Origin of the sequence: Rhizobium aethiopicum, assembly GCF_014197535.1 — a bacterium.
Taxonomy (GTDB): Bacteria; Pseudomonadota; Alphaproteobacteria; order Rhizobiales; family Rhizobiaceae; genus Rhizobium; species Rhizobium aethiopicum_A.
Genome location: NZ_JACIFV010000018.1, coordinates 35,078 through 49,804, shown reverse-complemented (window position 1 = coordinate 49,804; position 14,727 = coordinate 35,078). Strand labels below are relative to the sequence as shown.

At 60.3% G+C, this 14,727-nt stretch carries 13 protein-coding genes; 11 read left to right on the top strand and 2 right to left on the bottom strand.

Going from position 1 to position 14,727, the window contains the following annotated elements:
• Nucleotides 1–3 precede the first annotated feature (3 nt).
• The 4 genes from GGD53_RS21745 (at nt 4) to repC (ending at nt 5,845) form a co-directional block, all read left to right on the top strand.
• On the top strand, nt 4–1,086 hold the full coding sequence (locus GGD53_RS21745; protein ID WP_184458931.1) for an ROK family protein: 1,083 nt from the start codon (nt 4–6) through the stop codon (nt 1,084–1,086).
• A 1,050-nt stretch (nt 1,087–2,136) separates the two neighbouring features.
• The gene (repA, locus tag GGD53_RS21740; protein ID WP_184458930.1) at nt 2,137–3,354 is read left to right on the top strand and encodes a plasmid partitioning protein RepA; all 1,218 of its coding nucleotides are present in this window, start codon (nt 2,137–2,139) and stop codon (nt 3,352–3,354) included.
• The gene (gene repB / locus GGD53_RS21735; protein WP_184458929.1) at nt 3,351–4,340 is read left to right on the top strand and encodes a plasmid partitioning protein RepB; all 990 of its coding nucleotides are present in this window, start codon (nt 3,351–3,353) and stop codon (nt 4,338–4,340) included. Before repA ends, repB begins: the two co-directional genes overlap by 4 nt.
• Nucleotides 4,341–4,540: 200 nt before the next feature.
• Entirely contained in the window at nt 4,541–5,845 is a 1,305-nt protein-coding gene (repC, locus tag GGD53_RS21730) for a plasmid replication protein RepC (protein ID WP_184458928.1), read from the top strand.
• Between the two features lie 74 nt (nt 5,846–5,919).
• On the opposite strand, the gene GGD53_RS21725 is transcribed toward repC, so the two are convergent.
• Nucleotides 5,920–6,243: a type II toxin-antitoxin system RelE/ParE family toxin gene (locus GGD53_RS21725; RefSeq protein WP_184458927.1), complete on the bottom strand. Its 324-nt coding sequence runs from the start codon at nt 6,241–6,243 to the stop codon at nt 5,920–5,922.
• Complete coding sequence (locus tag GGD53_RS21720; RefSeq protein WP_184458926.1) at nt 6,243–6,524, bottom strand: type II toxin-antitoxin system Phd/YefM family antitoxin; 282 nt, start codon at nt 6,522–6,524, stop codon at nt 6,243–6,245. Before GGD53_RS21720 ends, GGD53_RS21725 begins: the two co-directional genes overlap by 1 nt.
• 202 nt (nt 6,525–6,726) lie before the next feature.
• Here GGD53_RS21720 and GGD53_RS21715 point away from each other — a divergent pair, with 202 nt between their 5' ends.
• The 7 genes from GGD53_RS21715 to GGD53_RS21685 all read left to right on the top strand — a co-directional run bounded on the left by GGD53_RS21715 (nt 6,727) and on the right by GGD53_RS21685 (nt 14,715).
• A complete protein-coding gene (locus tag GGD53_RS21715) occupies nt 6,727–7,719 on the top strand; it encodes an LLM class flavin-dependent oxidoreductase (RefSeq protein ID WP_184458925.1) in 993 nt (330 codons plus the stop codon).
• 24 nt (nt 7,720–7,743) lie between these two features.
• A complete protein-coding gene (locus GGD53_RS21710; protein WP_184458924.1) occupies nt 7,744–9,093 on the top strand; it encodes an LLM class flavin-dependent oxidoreductase in 1,350 nt (449 codons plus the stop codon).
• A gap of 17 nt (nt 9,094–9,110) precedes the next feature.
• The gene (locus GGD53_RS21705; RefSeq protein WP_184458923.1) at nt 9,111–10,310 is read left to right on the top strand and encodes a M20 aminoacylase family protein; all 1,200 of its coding nucleotides are present in this window, start codon (nt 9,111–9,113) and stop codon (nt 10,308–10,310) included.
• The gene (locus GGD53_RS21700) at nt 10,307–10,861 is read left to right on the top strand and encodes a GNAT family N-acetyltransferase (RefSeq protein WP_184458922.1); all 555 of its coding nucleotides are present in this window, start codon (nt 10,307–10,309) and stop codon (nt 10,859–10,861) included. Before GGD53_RS21705 ends, GGD53_RS21700 begins: the two co-directional genes overlap by 4 nt.
• Before the next feature lie 36 nt (nt 10,862–10,897).
• Nucleotides 10,898–12,673 carry an amino acid ABC transporter permease/ATP-binding protein gene (locus tag GGD53_RS32185; RefSeq protein ID WP_184458921.1) on the top strand — a complete coding sequence of 592 codons (1,776 nt, stop codon included), beginning with the start codon at nt 10,898–10,900 and terminating at the stop codon, nt 12,671–12,673.
• 91 nt (nt 12,674–12,764) lie between these two features.
• Nucleotides 12,765–13,709 (top strand): transporter substrate-binding domain-containing protein, encoded by a 945-nt coding sequence (locus GGD53_RS21690; RefSeq protein ID WP_184458920.1) that lies wholly within the window; start codon nt 12,765–12,767, stop codon nt 13,707–13,709.
• Nucleotides 13,710–13,779: 70 nt separating this feature from the next.
• On the top strand, nt 13,780–14,715 hold the full coding sequence (locus GGD53_RS21685) for an ABC transporter substrate-binding protein (RefSeq protein WP_184458919.1): 936 nt from the start codon (nt 13,780–13,782) through the stop codon (nt 14,713–14,715).
• Nucleotides 14,716–14,727: the final 12 nt, after the last annotated feature.

Sequence of the window (14,727 nt, the reverse complement as noted above, 5' to 3'; positions counted from 1 at the left end):
TTGATGGCCAAAAGCAGTTCCAAGAATAGCGAGGAGATTACAGCGCCGTTGGCGCATGGCGCGACTGTTTTGCCGCTGGTGACGATCGACGACTACAACAATGAACTGCGTGACAAGAACGGCTTTGTTGGCGACAACGCCAACAAGAAGACCTTCCAGCAGAAGCTCGACGATTGGAGAAAACACGTCCGCAAATTCGGAGATGACCCGATCGGCAAGGTTGCGACAGCTAAGCTTTCCAAGAAAAAGATCGAGTCTCTGCTGAAAGGGGACGATATGGAGGCCGCCGCACTGGTCATGGGGGCGGTGGAGGACTTCGCGCAGGATTTTGCCGAGGTCATCGGCAAGTTCCTCAAGGACGAGCGCTGGTGCAAGACGGAGCGCATCGTCGTCGGCGGCGGCTTCAGGCAAAGCCGCTTCGGGGAGCTGGCAATCGCCAGGACCATGGTTCTTCTCAAGGCGGCGGGGATCAATATCGAGGTCCTCCCGATCGTCCACCATCCCGACGAGGCGGGACTGATCGGCTCCGTCCACCTCATGCCGCCCTGGATGTTCAAGGGCTATAAAGCGATGCTCGCCGTCGATATCGGCGGCACGAATGTCCGTGCCGGCGTCGTCGAGTTCGGAAAGGAAAAAAGCCCCCATTTTGCCGATGCGGGCGTCTGGGAATCGACTATCTGGCGCCACGCCGACGACGAACCGAGCCGCAGTGCGACGGTGGAAAGAATGGCGGCGATGCTACAGGAATTGATCGACAAGGCGGAAAAGGCCAATCTGAAGCCGGCTCCGATCATCGGCATCGGCTGTCCCGGCATCATCAAGGCAGACGGCTCGATCGAACGCGGCGGACAGAACCTGCCAGGCGGCAATTGGGAAAGCGACAACTTCAATCTTCCCGCCGCACTGATGAAGGCCATTCCCTCAATCGGCGATCACAGCACGTTCGTGATGATGCACAATGACGCCGTCGTGCAGGGCTTGTCGCAGATCCCTTTCATGGAGGACGTTTCGAGGTGGGCGGTGCTGACCATCGGAACAGGGTTGGGCAATGCCCATTTTACCAATCGTGAGGGAATGAAAGCGTGATAGCAGATCAAAGACGGGAAAGCGGCCGGCAACTGCCGTTGTGTAGCCTTATGGTAAATAACGGGTAAACAACGAGGAATTCCGTAGACGGAAGCAAAGGCACCCGTAAGTTCCGCTAGGGAGAGTGCCGGTTTCAGCAGAGACAGGTACGTGGGGCCCTTGCTGAACCCGATGATAACCGTCCCGGCGTGATTCGCATAGCGCTGGGCAAACCTCACATTCATTGCGCTTGTAATGTCCGTCACGCCAACTGTTCCTGTCAGCATCTGACTGCGGCCGATCGGTTCATCGCGCCGACATTCGGCTGGCCCCCGTCGTAGTAGATGATTCCGGGGAGCGGCTCAGTCGCGGACACAAGTCGCGACTCTGGCAATGCGTACGGTCCGAATAGAACTCGGTTCGGCGTGTCTGTCGAGTATGCCGCGCATTGTCGTTGTCGCAGTTATCTCGGGAGGAATGCTTGGTTTGGCCCCTGCCCTTTTCTGCCTCACAACTGCAAAAGATGGTGATAACATCGGCGGGCGGTTCTCCGTGCGTTCAAATTGCGCTTATCTCCACGTCACGCAAGCTCACCTGCAGACGAAAGATATAAGATGAACTTCAAGGGAATAAGCGCTCCGATCAATGCAGGCCGTCTCGAACAAATGCTCGGCCTTGTTCCGTCACGCCGCGATCCCGAATCCCAAGATGCAAATGGCAAGTCTTCCGCCGTCGAGCCCGTCCGCGGGCTGGAGGCCGAGAGCCTTTGCCGTTCGTCTGCCTATAAATAAGAACGGCATCTGCCTGATCCTGTTTGTACCAAGCGGCGGCGATTACTCCTACGGTGGGTCGGCGAAGGTTCGGAAGTCTTTGCGATAGGGTCGGCTGCTTCGGCCGATGCGGTGTCGCTGCCATTGTCAGCTGACAATCGCGCTAAGATTCCGGAATTCCACGTAATTTTTTCGACGAATTCAGTGTGTTATATATTGGCTAACCAAGAAACCGCTTGACGGAATCGCCAGACTCACGATCATTTGCGCAAAATTGCCCGATTTATCAGGATTTGCGTGAATGCCGACCAAGGCCGCGATTGTTGAGAAAGCCAGAAGAGCGAGTCAAGTCTCAATCGACGAGACGATTGCGCAGGACTCGACGATACTCAGCAGTCAACTCCAGGTGCTGTTTGAGCGGTTGTTTTCGCCCAATGCCCGTAAGTCGCTGCGGCGGTTCAGCAGCACCGAAGCCGCCAAGCTGCTCGGCGTCACCGACAGCTATGTTCGCCACCTCACCGCCCAGGTGGAAAGCATCAATCCCGAAAAGACTGCGGCGGGCCGCCTTGTCTTCTCGCTCGAAGAAATCCATGCGATGCGCCAGCATCTGGGGCGCACCAAACCCTCCTATCTGCCGACGCGTCGGCCGGGCGACCATCTCCAGGTCATCGCCGTCACCAATTTCAAGGGCGGATCCGGCAAGACGACAACGTCAATCCATCTGGCGCAGTTCCTGGCATTGCGCGGCTATCGCGTGCTTGCCGTCGACCTCGACCCGCAGGCGTCGATGTCGGCGATGCTCGGATATCAGCCGGAGTTCGACGTCGGTGAAAACGAGACGCTCTACGGCGCCATCAAATATGACGATACGCGCCGCGACGTGGCCGATATCGTCCGCCAGACCTATTTCCCCGGTCTCGATCTCATTCCGGGTAATCTCGAACTGCACGAGTTCGAGCACGATACCCCGAAGGCGCTGGCCGACAGCAATCGCGACGACAAGGACATGTTCTTCATGCGGGTCGGCAATGCCCTGCATTCGCTAGAGCAGAGCTACGACGTCGTCATCATCGATTGCCCCCCTACTCTCGGCTTTCTGACGCTGTCTGCTCTCTGCGCAGCGACTGCCGTGCTGATCACTGTCCACCCACAGATGCTCGACGTGGCGTCGATGAACCAGTTCCTGACGATGACCTCCGACCTTCTGGCCGTCGTCAAGCAGGCAGGCGGCAATCTCGAATATGACTGGATGCGCTATCTGATCACCCGTTATGAGTCCAATGACGGTCCGCAGGCGCAGATCGTCGCCTTCCTGCGCAGCCTGTTCGGCGAGCGTGTGCTGACCTCGATGATGGTGAAGTCGACGGCGGTTTCGGACGCTGGCCTGTCCAAGCAGACGATCTACGAGGCGGGCCGCGAGACGATGCATCGCCAGACCTATGACCGCGGCGTCGAATCCGTCGACAACGTCAATGCCGAGGTCGAGCAACTTATCCGCAGTGCATGGAGCAGGACATGAGCCCAAAAGGTCGCGATATCCTGAAGAGCATGGTTGGCGCCGTCGAACCGGCGCGGCCGGAGACGCCAAGCGCGCCGCCGCCGCATCGACCATCGGGTGCTGTCAAGGCGATGAACCTGTCGCTGGGACGGTTGGGAGAGGAAGCAGCAGCCGCCAAGGCCCTGCGTGAGTCCCTCGCCTCTGGTGACAAAGTGCTGGAGATCGATGCGGCTGTCGTCGAAATGTCCTTTATCCGCGACCGCATCCCAGTCGACAAGGATCCCGAGTTCGAGCGATTGAAGCAGTCGATCCAGGAAAGCGGACAGCAAGTTCCGATCCTCGTGCGTCCGGACCCGGTAAAGGCTGGGTATTACCAGGCCGCCTATGGCCACCGGCGCTTGCGTGCGGCCGCGGAGATCGGTGTTCCCGTCAAGGCGGTGGTGCGCAAGCTCACGGATGAAGAGCTGATTCTCGCGCAGGGTCAGGAGAACGGCCCGCGTGTCGACTTGAGCTTCATCGAACGGGCGCTGTTTGCGCGACGCATGGATGAACATGGCTTCAGTCGCGACATGATTGCTCAGGCGCTGGCGACGGATAAACCGGAAACGTCACGGCTGCTGCAGGTGGCGCAGACGATCGATCCCGAGATCATTCTTGCCATCGGACCCGCGCCGAAGGTGGGGCGCCCCCGCTGGTTGGCCTTTGCTGAAAAATTCAGGGAGACAGGCGGGCGGAAGAAGGTGCAGGCGGCAATCGCTGCCGGCGCTTTCCCAACACTGGAGAGCAATAGCCGCTTCGATGTCATCTGGAAGGCACTGGAGGAGAAGGGTACGCCGCAGCGGGTCGAACAGACGCTTCGGACGCAAAGCGGCGGGACGCTTGCTTCGGTGAGCCGCTCGGGCAAGAGCTTTCGCATCACCGTCAAATCGGCGGCATTTTCGGAATTCCTGGCTCGGCGGTTGGCAGTCCTCGCCGCCGAATTTGAAGAGGAAAATGAAGGAAAATGAGGTCAGTTAGACTAATTGTCAGCTGACAATTTGAACAGGAGATAACGCGCAAAAGAAAAAAGCCCCCGAACGTCACCGTCACGGAAGCTTTCCTCGTAGTCTTGAACACCTCCGAGAATCGCACTTCCGAGAATCGCTGTCAAGAGTTTTTGGCGCCGTTTAGGTGAGCGGATTTCTTTTGCCTCGTCGAGGTGGAAGAGATGGAAACTGGAAGTATAACGACGCCCTTTGGGCGGCGGTCGATGACGCTTGGAATGCTCGCAAACCAGGTCATGGCAGGTGAGATCAAGCCTGATCAGTCGGTCGCTAAATGGAAACTGTTTCGTGCGCTGTGCGAAGCAAAGCCGCTGCTCGGCATCACCGATCGGGCGCTTGCCGTGCTCAATGCGCTGTTGAGCTTTTACCCGAAGAACGAGCTGGCCCAGGAAAACGGCTTGATTGTCTTCCCGTCAAATATCCAGCTGTCGCTCCGAACGCATGGCATGGCCGAACAGACGGTGCGGCGCCATCTTGCCGCACTGGTCGAGGCGGGGCTTCTGTTGCGCAAGGACAGTCCCAACGGCAAGCGCTATGTCCGCAGGGACAGGGCAGGGGAGATCAACGAGGCCTTCGGCTTCTCGCTGGCGCCACTGCTTGCCCGGGCCGAGGAGATCGAGCAGCTCGCAGCCGAGGTGATGGCCGAGCGGCTGCACGTCCAGCGCTTGCGCGAGCGCATCACCCTTTGCCGCCGTGATATCGCGAAACTGATCGAAGCGGCCGTCGAGGAGGACGTACCAGGGGATTGGCAGGGGCTGCATCAGGAATTTCGGGACTTGGTCGAAGGCCTGCCGAGGTCGCCGACGACAGCCCAGCTCGAACAGATGCTGGATGAATTGACAGGACTTCGGGCAGAGATCCTTAACCGGCTGGAAACTCAAATTAAATCAACAAAACAGCGCGGCAATGCCCGTTATACCGAGCGTCACATACAGAATTCAAACCCCGAATCCACCTCTGAACTTGAACCAAGCTTCGAAACGAAGCAGGGCGCAGCGGCGGCGCAAGACAATGGGCGAGGGGCCGTGACGATGGAAGGGAAGAAGCACCAGGATGCCGAGATGACCAGGCCGGAGGAACGGCAAGACGGGGGGCCGGGCGGTCGCCATGATGCCGGCGGCCTGAAATCCTTCCCGCTTGGCCTGGTTCTGCAGGCCTGCCCGGAAATCCTGGCCTACGGGCCGGATGGCGTGATCCGCAACTGGCGCGACCTGATGAGCGCCGCCGTCACGGTTCGATCGATGCTGGGCGTCAGTCCGTCGGCCTATGAAGAGGCGGCAAATGTGATGGGCGCTGAGAACGCGGCGACCGTGATGGCATGCATTCTGGAACGCGGAGGCCACATCACTTCAGCCGGTGGTTATCTTCGCGACCTGACGCGGCGAAGTGAAAAGGGAGAGTTCGCGATCGGCCCGATGCTGATGGCGCTCCTGCGGGCAAATGCGCCGGCTGGCCGAAAGGTTGGATAGGTCTGGACGGTTGCCGGTGGTCGGTGGATGCCGGCGAAACATGTCGAAACGGGGGAGGGGCGATGTGCGGAGTTTCAGCGAATAAGCCTTCGCTCCAGGAAAGCCTGCATATCGCGGCGTCCGTCGACCACGCAGTAGACTATGACGTCTGTGCCGATGATACGATAGATCATACGCCAGGGTTTTTGGTGCAGTTCCCGATATTCGGAGATGCCGATGCCGGCCAGTTCCTTTGGGATATTTCCGCGGGCGGGGAATTCTTCGAGATCGGCACAAGCGTTCTCGATTTCCGTCAGGATGCGTTCCGCCGTTTCGGTGCCGTCGCGACCGGCGATGAAACGATAGAGATCCTCGACGTCGCGCTCCGCGTCTTCGGCGAAAAGAACACGATAGGGCATCAGGACTGGCTGTCGGCCAGACGTTTGCGAATGTGCGCGAAGGATTCCGCAGCGGGGCGCGTCTTACCTTCCTCGACTTGCCGATTGGTGAGCGCCAGCACCTTCAGGAGTGCCAAGGTCTCCTGTGTTTCTTCATATTGGCCGACATCCTGAAGGATCGCTTTTGCCTCGCCGTGAAGGGTAATGACGACAGGCTGCGGGTTGTCTTTCAGCGTCCGGATGATTTCGGGCGCGTGCGCCTTGAGATAGCTGATCGGCTTGACCTGTTCTGACAGCTTCATGCGGTTCTCCCTTTCGACCAGAATATAGATCATCAAATGGTCGATTGGAAGAGTTCAGGCCAGTCATCCGAACATGCGGCTCAGGCGTCATGCGCGCCTCTTTTTTCCCCTCAGCGGCTCCGAAAGAGAATGTCATTTCTTACAACTTTGTCTACTGATTTTATAGATTAAACTTTGCAACCATTGAGCGGATCGTGGCGTCATGACCTACCTCCTCAGCCTTCTCGACAAAAGCCCGATCGAACAGGGCCTTTCCGCCGCCGATGCGCTGAGGGCTACGGTAAAGATCGCCAGCCGGGCCGAGGAGCTTGGTTATCACCGTTTCTGGGTCGCCGAACACCATAACATGTCCAACCTGGCGAGCTCCGCTCCGGAGGCGCTGATCGCCTACCTTCTCGCCAGGACCTCCAAGATCCGCGTCGGCTCCGGCGGCGTCATGCTACAGCATTACAGCGCCTACAAGGTTGCCGAGATCTTCAATCTACTAGCTTCGCTTGCGCCTGGCCGCGTCGATCTTGGCGTCGGCAAGGCGCCGGGCGGTTTTCCGCTGGCGACGCGCGCGCTGCAGCTCGCCGTCGATCCGTCCAGGAAGCCGGATTTTGCAAGCCAACTTTCCGATCTCAACACTTATCTCGCTGCCGACCCCAATTACGCCGGCGCGCAGGCGACCCCTTTCCCGCCGACGGCTCCGGAACGGTTTCTGCTCGGCGCCAGCGTCGAAAGCGCCAGACTCGCAGCCGAGAAGGGCTGGGAACTCGTCTTCGCTGGCCACCTGAACGGGGATCCTGACAATCTCAACAAGACGTTCGAGGCCTATGAGCAGGCATCCGGCGGCAAGCGCCCGATCCTCGCGCTCGCAGCCTTTGCCGCCGAAAGCGAGGACTATGCCCGCGAGCGGGTCGGCAAACTGCGCATCGTCAAGGTGTTCCTGCCGAACGGCCAGACCGTCAATGTTGGCAGCGAGGAGCAGGCGGCCGAATTTGTCCGCCAGGCGGGCGTCACCGACTACCGCATCGAGGAAAAGGTGCCGAGCGTGCTCCACGGCACAGCCAAGCAGATCCGCGGAGAATTGGATGAGCTTCACCGCCGCTACGGCGTCAACGAGTTCGTCCTCGACACGCCGGCGCTTTCAACTGCCGATCGTCTTGCCTCCATCGAACTGCTCGCTGCCGAGCGGCTTTCCCTCGTCGCCTGACCTCTTTCAAGGAGGATCGATCCCATGGCTCAGAAACACGTCACGTTCGGCATCATGCTGCAGGGCCCAGGCGGCCATATGAATGCCTGGAAACACCCGAGCGGACCGGCCGATGCCAGCGTCAATTTCGACTTCTTCGTCGAGACGGCGCGCAAGGCGGAAGGGGCTGGCATCGCTTTCGCCTTCGTCGCCGACGGGCTCTATATCAATGAGCAGTCGATCCCGCATTTCCTCAACCGGTTCGAGCCGATCGCCATTCTCTCGGCGCTGGCGGCCTCCACCTCGAAGATCGGCCTCGTCGGCACGGTCTCGACCTCCTACAGCGATCCTTTCACCATCGCCCGCCAGTTCGCCTCGATCGATCTCATCAGCGGCGGCAGGGCAGGGTGGAATGCGGTGACCTCGCCGCTCGAAGGCTCGGGGCGCAATTACAGCCGCGAACATCCCGAACATGAGCTGCGCTACGAGATCGCTGAGGATTATATCGACGCGATCAAAGGTCTCTGGGATTCCTGGGACGACGATGCTTTCGTGCGCAATCGCGAGACTGGCGTCTTTGTTGACAAGGCGAAGATGCATCGCCTCAACCATAAGGGCCGCTTTTTCCGCATCGAGGGGCCGCTCAATATCGGCCGTTCGAAGCAGGGGCAACCGGTCGTCTTTCAGGCCGGTGCTTCGGATTCCGGCATCAGGCTCGCCGGCAAACATGCCGATGCCGTCTTCACCAATGGCGGGCCGTTCGAAGAGGCGCAGATCTTCTACCGCCAGCTCAAGGACAGCGTGATTGCGCATGGCCGCAGTGCCGCGGAAGTCGGTATCTATCCGGGCATCGGGCCGATCGTCGGCGCGACGCCTGAGGAGGCGGAAGCCAAATACCAGGCGATCCGCAACCTCGTCACGATCGATGAGGCACTCCTCTATCTCGGCCGCTTCTTCGATCATCACGATTTCAGCGTCTATCCGCTCGACGAGACGTTCCCCGAACTCGGCGATGTCGGCAGAAACAATTTCCGCGCCACAACCGATCGCATCAAAAGGACGGCGCGCGAAAAAGGGCTGACGCTCCGCCAGGTCGCGCTCGATTCAGCAACGCCGCGCACCGCCTTCATCGGCACCGCCGAGCATATTGCAGACGAGATCATCCGCTGGGTGGATCATGGCGCCGCCGACGGCTTCATCCTGGGCTTCCCCGTCATCGCCGAAGGCTTCAACGATTTCGCCCGATATGTCCTGCCGATTCTCATTGAGCGCGGCTATTTCGATCCTGTCCTGAAGGGCGAGACGCTGCGCGATCATCTGGGCCTGCCCTTCCGCGAAAGCCGCTATGCGGCCGCTGCGGATGAGCTCGAACGCGGAAAGGCTGTCGGCGCCTGAGGCGCCGGCGAACCGCCATGGACCTCATCGCTCAGAACCCGCGCAGCAACGATCCGGTCGAGAACGGCATCGCCCGTTATCTCGATGAAATCATCGCGCTTCGCCGCGATCTGCACCAATATCCCGAGCTGGCGTTCCAGGAGCTTCGCACCAGCAAGCTTGTGGCATCCCGCCTTTCCTCCTGGGGCTATGAGGTGGCGACGGGCATTGCCGGCACCGGTATCGTCGCCACCCTCAGGCGCGGCAAAGGCAAGAAGCGGCTCGGCATCCGGGCTGATATGGATGCACTGCCGATCGAGGAGGCGACCGACCTTGCCTATGCCAGCAGCAACCCCGGCGTCATGCATGCCTGCGGCCATGACGGCCATATCTCCATCCTGCTTGCCGCCGCCCGCTATCTCGCAGCGAGCGGCAATTTCAGCGGCACGCTGAGGCTGATCTTCCAGCCGGCCGAAGAGATCGGCGCCGGCGCACGCAAAATGATCTCGGAAGGGCTGTTCGACCGTTTTCCCGTCGATGCGGTCTTCGGCTTGCACAACTGGCCGGGCGTCCCGGCAGGTCAGTTCGGCTTCGTCACCGGCCCCGCCATGGCGTCGGTCGACCAGGCAGTCGTCAGGATCGTCGGCAAGGGCGGCCACGGTGCTGAGCCGCACCGCGCCGTCGATCCGGTGCTGGCATCGGCCTCCTTCATCACCGCGCTGCAAAGCGTCGTCTCGCGCAATGTCGATCCGCAGGACATGGCGGTCGCCACCGTCGGCTCGATCCATGCCGGCTCCGCCTCGAACGTGATCCCGGAAAGCGTGGAGATGAAGCTCACCATGCGGGCCTTCAGCGAGACGGTTCGCCAGTTGCTGCAGGAGCGCATTCCGGCCCTTGCCCGCGCCCAGGCCGAAAGCTTCGGCGCCGAGGCGGATGTGAATTACCGGCTCGGCTTTCCGGCGTTGGTCAACCACGCAAAAGAAACGGCTTTTGCCCGGGACGTCGCCTATGACGCGCTCGGCCTTGCCGCGATCGAGAAGGATTTCCGGCCGAGAACCGCGAGCGAGGATTTCGCCTTCATGCTGCAGGCCAATCCCGGCAGCTATCTCTTCGTCGGCAATGGCGACAGCGCTGCTCTCCATAGCGCTCACTACGATTTCAACGACGCGATCATCGCGCCGGCCGCCCGCTATTGGGTGCGGCTCGCAGAAACCTTCCTCACTGAAGACAACGGGTGACGAACGATATGAGCGATACGTTTCTCTATACGACCACTCTCGATCCCCGCGCCAAGCCGCTGATCGACGAGCTAATCTACGAATATGACAGCCGCTACGGCAATTATTTCAATTCCGAAGGCGCTGCGGCCGAGCTCACCCGCTATCCCCCCGAAGCCTTCGCGCCGCCCCATGGCAATTTTCTGCTGCTGATCCGGAATGGCGAAACCATCGGCGGCGGCGCCTTCAAACATTACGACGATCGCACGGCCGAGTTCAAACGTATTTGGACGCGCTCCGACCTGCGCCGCCAGGGCCTCGCGCGCAAGGTGCTGGTGGAGCTGGAGGCTCAGGCGGCCCGCCAGGGTTATAGCAGGATCTATCTGACGACCGGTTTCCGCCAGCCCGAGGCCGTCGGTCTTTATTTGAATTATGGCTACACCGCGCTCTTCGACACGGCTGCCGATCCCGAGATCTACAAGAGCCTGCCCTTCGAGAAGGACATCACCCATCTCGCTGCGCCGGCTTTGGAAAGCGAACCGCGCCTGAAGGTGGCCGGGGCAAATCTCTGAAACGGCAAGACCGACATTCATAAAAGGGAAACAACAATGGCACTGACGACGGATTTTGCGGGCCTCGAGCCCGCCAGCAGGACGGCAGAACCGAGGCAGGACACTTCCCGTTACCGCATCGTGCCGGCGCGCCATCCCGAGCGGCTGGCGGGCACGATATTCGCCGCTGTCGTCATCGTCGCCGTGCTCTATTCCACCTTCACAAATCCGCGTTGGGGTTGGGGCGTCTTTGCCGAATGGTTCTTTGCCGAGCCGGTGCTCGTCGGTCTTGGCAGGACATTGCTCCTGACCGCGCTCGCCGCCGTTTCCGGCTCTATTCTCGGAACGGCTCTGGCGCTCGCCCGTGTTTCCAAGTCGCCGCTGCTATCAGGCGTGTCCTGGGGCTACATCTGGCTGCTGCGCTCGATCCCTATGATCGTGCTGCTCTTGATATTGAACAATCTCGGCTACCTCTACGAAACGATCAGGATCGGGGTTCCCTTCACCGATACGGTCTTGTTCAGCTATCCCACCGTGCAGCTGCTGACGCCTTTTGCCGCCGCCTATCTCGGCCTCACGCTCAACCAGTCGGCGTTTTTCGCCGAGATCGTCCGCGGCGGCATTCTGTCGGTGGATCATGGGCAGCTGGAGGCCGCGGCCGCCCTTGGTCTGCCGCGCCGCCGGCAAGCCTTCCGCATCGTGCTGCCGCAGGCCATGCGCTCTATCCTGCCGACCGGTTTCAACGAACTCATCGGATTGGCCAAGAGCACGTCCGTCGTTTATGTGCTGGCGCTGCCGGAGCTCTTTTACACGGTCCAGGTGATCTATCGCCGCAATCTCGAAGTCATTCCGCTGCTGATGGTCGCAACGGTCTGGTATCTGATCATCATGACCGTGCTGTCGGTCGCCCAGTATTATATCGAGCGCTACTTCTCCAAAGGCGCGGTGCGCAACCCGACACCGCTGCCCTTCCAGGCATTCCTGGAGCGCTTCCGCCGTCCGGTGCCGGCTCTCGGTAACACGACCGATAGCGCGCGCAATCCCGATTTTCATGATAGGACGGCGCTGCGGACAGGCGGTGCAGTGCGCATCCACGCGATCTCCAAAAGCTTCGGTTCGCTGAAAGTGCTCGATGATGTCGAACTCAACCTGCCGGCCGGCAGCGTGACCGCCATCCTCGGTCCCTCCGGTTCGGGAAAATCGACTCTGCTGCGCTCCATCAACCATCTGGAACGTGTCGACGAGGGCTTCATTTCCGTCGACGGTGATTTCGTCGGTTACAGCAGGAAGGGCGATACGCTCTATGAGCTCAAGGAGAAGGATATCCTCAAGCGCCGCGCCGATATCGGCATGGTCTTCCAGAGCTTCAATCTCTTCCCGCATCTGACCGTGCTCGAAAACCTCATCGAGGCGCCGATCCAGGTTCGCGGCATCGGCCGCGAGGAAGCCGTGCAATTGGCGCAGGAACTCCTCGCCCGTATCGGCCTCAGCGACAAGATCATCGCCTATCCACGCCAGCTCTCGGGCGGCCAGCAGCAGCGAGTTGCGATCGCCCGGGCATTGGCGCTCCGCCCTAAGGTGCTGCTCTTCGATGAGCCGACCTCAGCGCTCGATCCCGAACTCGTCGGCGAAGTGCTCGATGTCATCAAGGAGCTGGCCCGCACCGGCACGACGCTCGTCATCGTCACCCATGAAATCGGTTTTGCCCGTGAGGTCGCCGACACTGTCGTGTTCATGGAAAGCGGCCGTATCCTGGAGGCCGGCCCACCGGCCCGGATCTTTACGCAAGCGGAACATCCTCGAACACGCGAATTCCTCGCCAAAGTTCTCTAGCGCCGAAAGCGCTGGCGAAATGCCGGGCCGCGACGGGCTGCTCCGGTCGAATGACAACAACTGCAACCCTAAGATGAAGTGGAGAAGGGGTGTGACATTTACAGATAGAGCAAGGCTTCTGATAGCGGGAGCCGTCACCATTGCAGCGATCGGTTTCGGTTCCGCTCAGGCGCAGCAGAAGTTCGATCTCAGCCCTGAACAGCCGAACCGGCTGCGGGTGGAAAAGAACGAGAAGCGTATCGCCGAAACCAAGGACTTCAAGTTCGTCGAAAACGGCGTCTTCACCGTCGGGATCAGTTCGAGCGGCAATCTTCCGCTGCATGACTACGCTTCCGATTCCAAGACCGTCATCGGTTATGACGTCGATCTCGCGCAGGCGATTGCCGACACCCTTGGCCTGAAGCTCAACCTCGTTTCCGTAGCATGGGCGGATTGGCCGCTTGGGCTCACTTCGGGCAAGTTCGACGCGGTGATCTCGAACGTGACCGTCACGGAAGAGCGCAAGGAAAAATTCGATTTCTCGACCTACCGCAAGGATGAGCTCGGTTTCTACGTCAGGGCCGATAATCCGATTAGCTCGATCAAGCAGCCGAAGGATATTGCCGGCCTGAAGGTCATCACCGATGCCGGCACCAACCAGGAGAAGATCCTGCTGGAATGGGACCGGCAGAATGTCGCGACCGGCTTGAAGCCGATCGAGGTGCAATATTACGACGACGACGCGGTCAAGGATCTTGCCGTTCAGTCCGGCAGGGCCGACGCCGTCTTCAGCGTCAACGCGACGCAGGCCTATGCGGCTGGCATCAATGGCAAGACCAAACTCGTCGGCACGGTCAGCGGCGGTTGGCCGATCACGGCCGAGATCGCGGTCACCACGCGCAAGGGCAGCGGGCTGGCGGCGCCCGTGACTGATGTCGTCAACGATCTGATCGCCAGCGGCGCCTATAAGAAGATCCTCGATACGTGGAATCTCGGTCCCGAGGCAATCGACAAGGCCCAGACCAACCCGCCAGGCCTGCCGAAGAGCGGCTCCTGATCCTTATCCTTATCCGGCCGGCAGTATTCCTGCCGACCATTCCTGCCTGCTAATTTGGAGATTGAAGACAATGATTGCCTTTCCGGCATTCCGCACCCTGCTGATTGCGGCCATGGCGTTCTGCCATTTCTTCGGCGCAACCCGTGCGGCCGATGATTTCGACCTCAGCCCGCGGCAGCCGGGCAGGCTTCATGCCGCCAGGAACGATGCGGCGATCGCTGCCATTCCGAAAGACTTCAAGTTCGTCACGCCGGGCAAGTTTACCATCGCCGTCAGTCCCGGCGGCCCTCCGCTTTCCACCTATGCGACAGATGCCAAAACCGTGGTCGGGGCCGATCCCGATTATGCCTATGCCATTGCCGATAGCCTCGGCCTAACGCTGGAGATCGTCCCGGTCGCCTGGATCGACTGGCCGCTCGGCCTGACCTCCGGCAAATATGATGCCGTCATCTCCAATGTCGGTGTGACCGAGCAGCGCAAGGAGAAGTTCGATTTCTCCACCTATCGCCAGGGCCTGCATGGTATCTTCGTGAAATCCGACAGCCCCATTAGCTCGATCAAGGAGCCGAAGGATGCGGCCGGCCTCAGGATCATCGTCGGCGCCGGCACCAACCAGGAGCGCATTCTGGTGAAGTGGAGCGAAGAGGACGTCTCCGCGGGCCTGAAGCCGATCGAACTCCAATATTATGATGACGAGGCGGCGAGCCTGCTCGCGCTGCGTTCCGGCCGGGCAGATGTCATCGTCCAGCCGCACGCCCAGCTCGTCTTCATCGCCGCGCGCGACAAGAACATCAAGCGGGTCGGCACGCTGAGCGCCGGCTGGCCGGATCGTTCGGATGTCGCGATTACCACCCGCAAGGGAAGTGGGCTGGCGAACGCGCTGACCATCGCCACCAACGGCCTGATCAAGGACGGCACCTACGCCAAAATCCTCGAGCACTGGCACCTTTCCGAGGAAGCTTTGCCGGCATCCGAGACCAACCCACCCGGCCTGCCGAAATATTGAACGGAAGGCATG